Origin of the sequence: Streptococcus pseudopneumoniae, from assembly GCF_001074565.1 — a bacterium.
Taxonomy (GTDB): domain Bacteria; phylum Bacillota; class Bacilli; order Lactobacillales; family Streptococcaceae; genus Streptococcus; species Streptococcus pseudopneumoniae_J.
In genome coordinates, this window is sequence record NZ_JUQX01000052.1 from 1 (window position 1) to 10,697 (window position 10,697).

The following is a 10,697-nucleotide window of genomic DNA, read 5'->3' on the forward strand; positions in this document are numbered from 1 at the left end:
ATAATAAAAACACCCCAAAAGTTAGATTTTTTTCTGTCTAACTTTTGGGGTGCAGTTCAGAATTTCAGGAGTTCTTTTTTGTTTCTTACATAGAGTAGTTTGGTGCCTCATTAGTAATTTGAACATCATGAGGATGACTTTCTTTGAGACCAGCACCTGACATTTCGATAAATTGAGCGTTTTCGTGCAATTCTTTAAGATTAGCTGCACCACAGTAACCCATACCAGAGCGAATACCACCAAGCATTTGGAAGACAATATCAGCTGCTGCGCCTTTATAGGCAACACGACCTTCAATTCCTTCTGGAACAAGTTTGTTTGCTTCATTGACAGAACCTTGGAAGTAACGGTCACTTGAACCTTTCTTCATTGCAGCGATTGATCCCATACCACGGTAAGTCTTAAACTTACGTCCTTGGAAAATTTCAGTTTCACCTGGTGCTTCATCTGTTCCAGCAAACATTGATCCAAGCATAACCGCATTTCCACCTGCAGCAAGGGCTTTTACAATATCTCCAGAATATTTGATTCCACCATCAGCAATAATCGTTTTTCCATATTCGCGCGCAACTGCTGCCGCATCATAAATCGCTGTCACTTGTGGGACACCTACACCTGCAATCACACGAGTAGTACAGATAGAACCTGGTCCAATCCCGACTTTGACAACATCCACACCCGCATCATAAAGAGCACGCGCACCTTCTGCAGTTGCAATATTACCAGCAATCAAAGTGCGATCTGGGAAGTGAGCACGAATTTCAGCAATTTTACGTAGAACCCCAGCAGAGTGACCATGTGCAGTATCAATAACAATTGCGTCAGCCCCTGCTTCAAAGAGAGCCTCTGCACGTTCAAATGTATCTGAAGTGACACCCACCGCACCAGCAACTAGAAGACGGCCAAACTCATCCTTGGCAGCATTTGGAAACTCAATAACTTTTTCAATATCCTTAATAGTAATCAAACCAGAAAGACGGCCTTCTTCGTCAACCAAAGGAAGTTTTTCAATACGGTGTTCTTGAAGAATATGTTCAGCTGTTGCAAGATCTGTACCAACAGGGGCAGTCACAAGATTTTCACTGGTCATATGGTTTGAGATTGGTTGATTGTAATCTGAAATAAAGCGAAGATCTCGGTTTGTTAGAATACCAACCAATTTACGATTTTCAAGTGTTTCTACAACCGGAACACCACTGATACGGTAACGTCCCATCAGTTCGTCTGCCTCAGCAATGGTATGTTCTGGAGTCAAGAAGAATGGATCAATAATAACACCATTTTCAGAACGTTTTACCTTGCGAACTTCGTCCGCTTGTTGCGCAATTGACATGTTTTTATGGATTACTCCGAGACCACCAGCACGAGCAATGGCAATGGCCATTTGGCTTTCTGTGACTGTGTCCATCGCGGCTGTAATAATTGGGATATTTAAAGTCAGATTATCTGCCAATTTTGTTGTTAAATCTGCATCATTCGGCAACACATGACTCTCAGCTGGAATAAGCAATACATCATCAAAGGTAAAACCTTTTTTCAAAAATTTAGTGTCCCAATTAGACATTCGAAGTTTCCTCTTTTCTTTCTTTTTGAGCTTGACTCTTTTTGTATTGTATCTATCATACCATTCTATGAAAATTTGTCAAATAATACAAGGACAAATAAAAAAACTATCTTTTCCTGTGCGAAAAAAAGATAATTTCTTATAGTATATAAGCTTATTTAAAATAATGAAGTCCCATTGCTTCCTTAACCTCAGATAGAGTTTGTTCTGCAACCTCGCGAGCTTTTTCGCTTCCTTTTTGAAGCATATTATACACTTCTCCCATATCCTGAGCAAATTTGATACGGCGCTCACGAATAGGACCAAGTTCGCGTTCAAGTATTTCGAGTAGATAGCGTTTCGTCTTCACATCACCAAGACCACCACGTCGATAGTGTTCTTTCATCTCTGCAATTTCTTTAGCATCTTCAGGACGACCAAAAACATCTAGATAATGGAAAACCATGTTTCCTTCAATCTTACCTGGATCCTCAACACGAATATGATCCGGGTCTGTATACATACTCATGACTTTTTTACGCAAAGTATCAGCATCATCAGCTAGATAAATACCATTATTGAGGGATTTAGACATTTTAGCATTTCCATCTAGACCAGGTAGACGACCTGCTCTTTCATTTTCTGGGTAAATACCTTCTGGTTCCACCAAAACATCACAGTTATAAGCATGATTAAAGGAACGAACAATCTCACGAGTTTGTTCAATCATTGGTTTTTGGTCTGTTCCTACAGGAACATAATTAGCCTTAAAGGCTGTGATATCTGCTGCCTGAGCGATTGGATAAACCAAAAAACCTGTCGGAATACTTTCCCCAAATCCTTTTTGAGCAATCTCTGTTTTTACTGTCGGATTACGCTCCAAACGAGCTAGTGACACCAAATTCATATAGTACATAGACAGCTCAGCCAACTCTGGAATCTGACTTTGAATGAAGATAGTTGATTTACTTGGATCCAATCCAACTGCTAGGTAATCCAAGGCAACATTCCCAATAGACTCTACAATCGTTTGAGGATCTTTGGCATGATCTGTCAATGCTTGTTGGTCCGCCAAAAAAACAAACATCTCATACTTATCTTCTTCCTGTAGTAACACTCTATTTTTTAGACTACCAACATAATGTCCAATATGCAGTTTACCTGTTGGACGGTCTCCTGTTAAAATAATGGGTTTCGTCATTTTTTTCTCCTTCGAAATGTTCTCTTCAATTATAGCATTTTTTTGTTAAAATAACAGAAAATTATTTAAATCAAAGAGCCGATTCGCTGTAAATATAACTGTAAACTTAGTTGACATAAAATTGACAAAGAAAAATTTGAATATTTCTCTCTTTTCTAGTAGAATAAATATATTACACATATAGGAGAAAAACATTGCTTACAGTATCTGATGTTTCACTACGTTTTAGTGATCGCAAACTTTTTGATGATGTCAACATCAAATTTACAGAAGGAAATACATACGGATTAATTGGTGCTAATGGTGCTGGGAAGTCTACATTCTTAAAAATTTTAGCTGGAGATATCGAACCTACAACTGGTCACATTTCTCTTGGTCCAGATGAACGTCTCTCTGTTCTTCGTCAAAATCACTTTGACTATGAAGATGAACGTGCAATTGATGTCGTTATCATGGGAAATGAAAAGCTTTATAGCATTATGAAAGAGAAAGATGCTATTTACATGAAGGAAGATTTTTCTGATGAAGATGGTGTTCGTGCAGCTGAACTCGAAGGTGAGTTTGCTGAACTTGGAGGTTGGGAAGCAGAGAGTGAAGCATCTCAACTGCTTCAAAATCTAAATATTCCAGAAGAATTGCACTACCAAAACATGAGCGAATTGGCCAATGGTGAAAAAGTAAAAGTTCTCCTTGCCAAAGCACTTTTTGGCAAACCAGATGTTCTTCTCTTGGACGAGCCAACCAACGGTTTGGATATCCAATCCATTACATGGCTAGAAGACTTCTTGATTGACTTTGATAACACTGTCATCGTTGTATCCCATGACCGTCACTTCCTCAACAAAGTATGTACTCACATGGCAGACCTTGACTTTGGAAAAATCAAACTCTATGTCGGAAACTATGACTTCTGGAAGGAATCTTCTGAGCTTGCTGCTAAATTGTTAGCAGACCGTAATGCCAAAGCGGAAGAAAAAATTAAGCAATTGCAAGAATTCGTTGCTCGATTCTCTGCCAATGCTTCTAAGTCAAGACAAGCAACGTCTCGTAAAAAAATGCTTGACAAGATTGAACTAGAAGAAATTGTTCCATCCAGTCGTAAATACCCATTTATCAACTTTAAAGCAGAGCGTGAGATTGGTAATGATCTCTTGACAGTAGAAAATCTAACTGTAAAGATTGATGGTGAGACTATTTTAGATAATATCAGCTTTATCTTGCGTCCAGGTGATAAGACGGCTCTTCTTGGACAAAATGACATTCAAACGACTGCACTAATTCGTGCGATCATGGGTGACATTGACTATGAAGGAACGGTTAAGTGGGGAGTTACTACCAGTCGCTCTTACTTACCAAAAGATAACTCTGCTGATTTTGCAGGGAGCGAGTCAATTCTTGACTGGTTGCGTCAATTTGCAAGTAAAGAAGAAGACGATAATACCTTCTTACGTGGTTTCCTTGGTCGTATGCTCTTCTCTGGTGATGAGGTTAACAAACCTGTAAATGTCTTGTCAGGGGGAGAAAAAGTTCGTGTCATGCTTTCAAAACTTATGCTTCTGAAATCAAATGTCCTTGTACTTGATGATCCAACAAATCACTTGGACTTGGAATCTATTTCAAGCTTAAACGATGGATTGAAAAACTTTAAAGAATCAATCATCTTTGCCAGTCATGACCACGAGTTCATTCAAACTTTGGCAAACCATATTATTGTTTTATCTAAGAATGGCGTCATCGATCGTATCGATGAAACCTATGATGAATTCCTAGAAAATGCAGAAGTACAAGCAAAAGTCAAAGAACTTTGGAAAGACTAGATAAGACTTCAAAACTCAGTTGGGTTAACCAACTGAGTTTTCTATCATTCTACGAGGTAACATGAAATCATTTTTTAAAACATATTGGACCTATTTTGCTTCTTTCATCATTCCTTTAGTAATTATGACTGGAGTATACCTAACTCAAGGTATCTACTGGAATAGCGATACATCTCCACTATTAGGAGATGGTTTCCATCAATACGTTATTTTTGATGTGGCTTTACGGAATATTCTACATGGAAATGGTAGTTTGTTTTACACCTTTACAAGTGGCCTCGGACTGAATTTCTATGCTCTATCTAGTTATTACTTGGGTAGTTTTCTCTCACCTCTGGTTTACTTTTTTAATCTGTCGAATATGCCAGATGCTGTTTATCTAACAACTCTATTAAAATTTGGATTGATTGGACTGTCAACCTTCTTTAGTCTAAATAGATTATTTAAAGATATTCCGAAATCTTTAAAACTTGCCTTATCTACTTCCTATGCTCTAATGAGCTTTACCGTTAGTCAGTTAGAGATAAAAACCTGGCTAGATGTTTTTATCTTGATTCCTTTAATTATAACTGGCTTACACATCCTTATAACGGAAAAGAAGTGCCTGCTATACTTTACAAGTCTGTCAATCTTGTTTATTCAAAACTATTATTTTGGATATATGACAGCATTGTTTCTTATTTTCTGGTATCTCTGCCAAATTTCATGGGACTTTAAAAATCGAAGATCATCTTTTCTTGATTTTGTTGTCACCTCCTTTTTAGCAGGAATGGCTAGTTTGATTATGACTCTTCCTACATTGTTTGATTTACAAACTCATGGGGAGAAGTTAACTGCCATCACAAAATTAAAGACAGATAGTAGCTGGTATTTGGATATTTTCGCAAAACAATTCATTGGATCTTTTGATACAACTAAGTATGGATCTATACCAATGATTTTTGTTGGATTGCTTCCTTTTATTTTAACCATTCTATTTTTCACAATAAAATCCATAAGGTTTCACGTGAAACTTACTTATGCAATTTTCTTTATTTTTTTAATAACAAGCTTTTACATAGAGGCACTTGATTTATTTTGGCAGGGGATGCATACTCCAAATATGTTTTTGCATCGCTATGCTTGGATTTTTTCTACTCTGTTAATTTATACTGCAGCAGAGGTCTTAAATCGTCTGAAAGTATTGAAGCTTTGGAATCTATTTGTCTCCCTTTTTCTTGTATTAACAGGATTTTTAGCTACTGTATACTTTAAATCACACTATTCTTTTTTAACAGATTTGAACATCCTACTCACTCTTGAATTTCTCCTGGTTTATGCTCTCTTACTCCTTGCAGTCATCAGAAAATTTATCTCTGTAAAACTATTTGCAATTCTTTTACCTTTATTTATAACAGTTGAGATAAGCCTAAATGCTTCAGCTCAAATGGAAGGAATAGCTAAAGAATGGGCTTTTGCTTCTCGTAGCGCCTATAATAGAGATATCACTGCTATGGAATCCATTCTAAACCAAATTGACAATCCATTTACACGTACTGAAAAACTGCAAATTCAGACTGGAAATGACAGTATGAAATTTAACTACAATGGAATCTCTCAATTCTCATCTGTACGAAATCGTTCAACTAGCACTAGTTTGGACAAACTTGGATTCAAATCCTCTGGAACCAACCTCAATCTCCGTTATGCAAATAATAGTCTTTTAGCAGACAGTTTATTTGGAATCCAGTACAATATTTCTGAAACTTCACTTGATAAGTATGGCTTTCAAGAGATTTATCAAAAGGATCATTTAACCTTATATAAAAATCAACTTTCCCTCCCCATTGCTTTTGCTACTCAATCTATTTACACAGATGTAAACTTTAATAATCATACTCTGGATAATCAGGCTTTATTTATAAACCAGCTTGCTAATCTCAACTTAGATTACTTCTATCCAATAGCATATGATAAAACAGATAATTCTGATGGTTTAACAAGTATCACGAGTTCTACGAATGAGGATGCAAGGATTGATTATCAAATTGAGGTTCCTCAAAATAGTCAAGTCTATCTCTCTTTTTCAAACCTTCATTTTACTAATGATAAACAAAAGAAGGTTGACATACTTGTCAATGGAGAAAAGAAGACTTTTACAACTGACAATGCTTTTAATTTCTTTAATTTAGGCTATACAGAAGAACAAAAAACTTTCAATATCAGTGTTAACTTTCCTGGAAATTCTCAAGTGTCATTTGAATCTCCAACCTTCTATCGTTTAGATACTCAGGCTCTTACTGAGGCAATCCGAAAGATTAAAGAACAACCTGTAGAGGTATCAACTTCTAAAAACAAGGTCTTTGCTACATATGAAGTCAAACAGGATGCCTCTATTTTCTTCACCATTCCTTATGACAAAGGTTGGTCTGCATACCAAGATGGGAAAAAACTTGAAATCAAGCAGGCTCAAACTGGTTTTATGAAAGTTGATGTTCCAAAGGGAAAAGGCACCATTACACTTTCCTTTATCCCCAATGGTTTTGTTATTGGAGCAGCCTGCTCATTAACTGCCCTTCTTCTTTTTGGGATCTATAATCACAGACAAAATTTATCTAATACAGAAAAAGATTGACCAATTCTTTGGTCAATCTTTTTAATCTTCTTCCATTTTCTTAGGTTGATAAGCTAGCATACCTAAAGCAGTAAAGAAAGCTAGTGTTATAATAAGGAAAATCACTTGGTGATGAATATTTCCTGTCATAGAGATTGTTTGTCGTAAGCCTGATACAGAGTAACTCATTGGTAACCATGGATTGATACCTTTAAAGAAATCATTTGTCAAAGCAAGGGGATAAGTCCCTGCACTTGATGCTAACTGTAATAATAGTAAAATAAGAGAGAAGAATGCTCCTAAACGGCTATTCCAAGTTGTTAAAGCTGTCACCATAGACATAAAAGCTAAACTTATGATTATAATTAAAATTAAGGTTCTCATCTCATGGTTAGCAGTTAAACCAATCAGATGGACACCGCCATAAACTAAAACACCTGCTAAGACAGCTATAATGCCATTTATTTCAGATCGAGACTTCAACCAAGCCCAACGACTCTCTGGATGACGTCCAGAAGGCAACTTGGCAAAAATCATATTGGTAGATATAGCAGCAACAAAAAGAGCAACTGATATCATATAAGGAGCCATAGCAATCCCATTTACAGGAACTTGGTCGTTATCTGTTTTTGAAAGAACTAGAGGTTCAGATAATGTTTCTGCATTTTCAGATTCTGTTGATGCTGATTTGAGCTGATTATTAGCATTTCCTAATCCTTGTCCTAATGAACCAACTCCTGTCTGTAAATCTTCAAGACCAGAGGTTAAGCTTGTTCCACCTTCTGCTAGTTTTCCAGTACCATCTGAAATCTTCATAGCACCACTTCCTAGTTGAGATGCTGCAGAAAGTAACTGTGTTGATTTATCTGTTAATTGACCAGAGCCAAATTGTAATTTAGCAAGACCTGCTATTAGCTCTGGACTCTTATTATTTAATTGAGTAGAACCAGATGACAAACTTTCTATACCTGATACTAATTCTGGAGCTTTTCCAGCTAACGCATCTACTCCAGCTGTCAAGGTTGATGTATTTTCTGTCAACTTACTTGATCCAGAAACTAATTGATCTAGACTAGTTGTTAAGTTTGCATTCTTTTCACTTAGTTTATTGGCACCTATAGAAATTGTGTCCAGCCCCTTAGTATAGTTTACAACTCCTTTTTCAATTGACTGACTTCCAGGAACTAACTGATTCTCTACAGTAGTTTGTAATTTTGTAAATCCATTTGACAATGATGTCAAGGAGCTAGATGCTACAGGTAAGAGTTGATTTGCTTTCGTCTGTACATCAGATAGATTAGATACTTGTTGTTCTGAATTCTCTATACTTTCTTTTAATCCCCCTACTGTCGTTAAAATTGTTTTTGCTGACTCAATAGTAGAATTAGAATTTTTAGAAATAGCTTCTGTCAGTTCTTTCTTTTGTTCCTCTGTAAGAGATTGATAAGTAGCTGTTGATTGAAGGTTCGCAAGAGTTTTTTCTTGTTCTGTCTGACTTTTGGTCACAATATCCTGTGCAAGAGTTGTTAGATTTGGCAAAACTTCTGACAATGTACTTTTCAGTTGAGTATTATCTGATATTGTAAGAGCTTGTAGTGTTTTATTTAGTTCTCCTAGACTAGTTGCCAATTGAGCTATTTCTTCATTTTGTTGAGATGAGGACTCCAATTGACTTGAAATTTCTTTAATACCAGTATTTAATTGCTCCATTCCATCTCTTAGGGCAGCTGATTGATTGGATAATTGACTTGTTCCATTAGAAAGTTCTTTCACACTACTTGTATAAGCATTTACACCAACTGAAAATTGATTGAGGCCTGTATCCAGTTGTGAAACGCCACCTGTGTAGTACTTTATACCTGTATTTAGTTGATTTACACCTGTCACCAACTCGGGAGTTTTTGACGCTAATTGACCCAGTCCAGTGTCAACTTGTGAGACAGCATTTGTATAACTTTGTAAACCACTATTAAAAGATCCTAAACCAATATGTAATTGCTCTATAGCAGACACATAGCTAGATAAACCTTTTGTAAATTGATCTGCTCCATTTGAAAAAGTTACACTTGAGTTTGCTAGAGTATTAAGATTTGCAGATAATGTTTGACTTCCCGTCACCAACTGATTCGCTCCATTAGCCAGTTGTTCACTTCCATCAGCTGCCTTATTTATTCCAGACTTCAAATCATTCATTTTTTGAAATAAAGCCTTAGTGTATGTTTCAGTTACATTCGTAGAGACGGTTTGTTTTAATTGTGTCATTGCAGAATCACTCATCTTGCTTGCAATAAAGCTATGCCCACTTGAAGTCTGATAATCAATCTGCATCTGTTCAGGATGATTTGTTAGAATAGAAGCAGCTTTTTCAGACAAATCACTTGGTAAAGTCACTACCATGTAGTAGTCACCATCTTCTAGGCCTTTTTCCCCTTCCTCTTCATTAACAAAGTGAAAATCTAAAGCCTTATTTTCTTTTAAATTAGACACCATGTCTTCACCTATTGTCATTGTCTGTCCATTATAAGAAGCTTCCTTATCTTTATTGACAACTGCTACAGGTAACTCTGACAATTGACCATATGGATCCCACATGGATGATAAAAATATAATGTTGTATAAAGCTGGAATGAGAGAAATCCCTATCATTACAATGATAAAGGTCGGTTTTTTAAATATTGCTTTCCATTCTTTAAACATATTTCCTCCTTTTTTAAACATATTGTCTAAAATTTTGATATAATAGATTATACATAAAAAAATCCAAATTACAAGGTAAAAAATATTTTTTTAGACATATAGTCTATTTTTGTGTACAAGGAGGAATTATGAAAGAAAGTAACAAACGTTTAAAAACAAAACGAATTATCGAAAATGCCATGGTTCAATTGTTGATGGACTACCCCTTTGATCAAATTTCTACGGTCAAGTTAGCTGAAAAAGCCGGAATTAGTCGTTCCAGCTTTTACACTCACTACAAGGATAAGTATGATATGATTGAGCACTACCAAAGTAAACTCTTTCATACCTTTGAATATATTTTTCAAAAACATGTTCATCATAAAAGAGATGCTATTTTAGAAGTATTTGAATATCTAGAATCAGAACCACTTCTGGCTTCTCTTCTTTCTGAAAATGGAACCAAAGAAATCCAAAATTTCTTGAGAAATAAACTGCATATTATGCTTAGCACTGATCTTCAGAAACGTTTTATGCAACTACAACTAAATCCAATTGAACTAGAATACAGTACCATTTATCTAACAAATGCCCTATTCGGAGTTTGCCAGACGTGGATTGCCCACGGAAAAAAAGAAAGTCCGCAAGAAATGACAGACTTCCTTATGAAAATGTTAGGTGATACAAACTAAGAATAAAAAGAACACCACCTGGTGTTCTTTTTATCTGACTCCGCCAGTAGGACTCGAACCTACGACATCATGATTAACAGTCATGCGCTACTACCAACTGAGCTATGGCGGATAACATAGTCCGTACGGGATTCGAACCCGTGTTACCGCCGTGAAAAGGCGGTGTCTTAACCCC

6 protein-coding genes and 1 tRNA gene are annotated in these 10,697 nt (G+C 36.3%); 3 read left to right on the forward strand and 4 right to left on the reverse strand.

Annotated features, from left to right (window positions below; all coding sequences use genetic code 11):
• Positions 1 to 85: 85 nt before the first annotated feature.
• Both guaB and trpS read right to left on the reverse strand, forming a co-directional pair.
• Positions 86 to 1,564 carry an IMP dehydrogenase gene (guaB, locus tag ADI74_RS07980; protein WP_049538181.1) on the reverse strand — a complete coding sequence of 493 codons (1,479 nt, stop codon included), beginning with the start codon at positions 1,562 to 1,564 and terminating at the stop codon, positions 86 to 88.
• A 154-nt stretch (positions 1,565 to 1,718) separates the two neighbouring features.
• Entirely contained in the window at positions 1,719 to 2,744 is a 1,026-nt protein-coding gene (trpS, locus tag ADI74_RS07985; protein ID WP_049538182.1) for a tryptophan--tRNA ligase, read from the reverse strand.
• Positions 2,745 to 2,938: 194 nt separating this feature from the next.
• Here trpS and ADI74_RS07990 point away from each other — a divergent pair, with 194 nt between their 5' ends.
• Positions 2,939 to 4,561 carry an ATP-binding cassette domain-containing protein gene (locus ADI74_RS07990; RefSeq protein WP_049538183.1) on the forward strand — a complete coding sequence of 541 codons (1,623 nt, stop codon included), beginning with the start codon at positions 2,939 to 2,941 and terminating at the stop codon, positions 4,559 to 4,561.
• 61 nt (positions 4,562 to 4,622) lie between these two features.
• Positions 4,623 to 7,175: a YfhO family protein gene (locus ADI74_RS07995; RefSeq protein WP_049538184.1), complete on the forward strand. Its 2,553-nt coding sequence runs from the start codon at positions 4,623 to 4,625 to the stop codon at positions 7,173 to 7,175.
• A gap of 21 nt (positions 7,176 to 7,196) precedes the next feature.
• On the opposite strand, the gene ADI74_RS08000 is transcribed toward ADI74_RS07995, so the two are convergent.
• Positions 7,197 to 9,851, reverse strand: coding sequence for a YhgE/Pip domain-containing protein (locus tag ADI74_RS08000; protein ID WP_049538185.1), 2,655 nt, complete (start codon positions 9,849 to 9,851; stop codon positions 7,197 to 7,199).
• Between the two features lie 128 nt (positions 9,852 to 9,979).
• Between ADI74_RS08000 and ADI74_RS08005 the strand changes: the two genes are divergently transcribed.
• Complete coding sequence (locus ADI74_RS08005) at positions 9,980 to 10,522, forward strand: TetR/AcrR family transcriptional regulator (RefSeq protein ID WP_049538186.1); 543 nt, start codon at positions 9,980 to 9,982, stop codon at positions 10,520 to 10,522.
• Positions 10,523 to 10,560: 38 nt separating this feature from the next.
• Here ADI74_RS08005 and ADI74_RS08010 read toward each other — a convergent pair.
• Positions 10,561 to 10,634: transfer RNA gene (locus ADI74_RS08010), tRNA-Asn, on the reverse strand.
• Positions 10,635 to 10,697 lie beyond the last annotated feature (63 nt).

Bases quoted from the DNA above. Each gene is read 5' to 3' on its own strand.
- guaB (WP_049538181.1), bottom strand. From the start codon at position 1,564: ATGTCTAATTGGGACACTAAATTTTTGAAAAAAGGTTTTACCTTTGAT.
- trpS (WP_049538182.1), bottom strand. From the start codon at position 2,744: ATGACGAAACCCATTATTTTAACAGGAGACCGTCCAACAGGTAAACTG.
- ADI74_RS07995 (WP_049538184.1), top strand. From the start codon at position 4,623: ATGAAATCATTTTTTAAAACATATTGGACCTATTTTGCTTCTTTCATC.
- ADI74_RS08000 (WP_049538185.1), bottom strand. From the start codon at position 9,851: ATGTTTAAAGAATGGAAAGCAATATTTAAAAAACCGACCTTTATCATT.
- ADI74_RS08005 (WP_049538186.1), top strand. From the start codon at position 9,980: ATGAAAGAAAGTAACAAACGTTTAAAAACAAAACGAATTATCGAAAAT.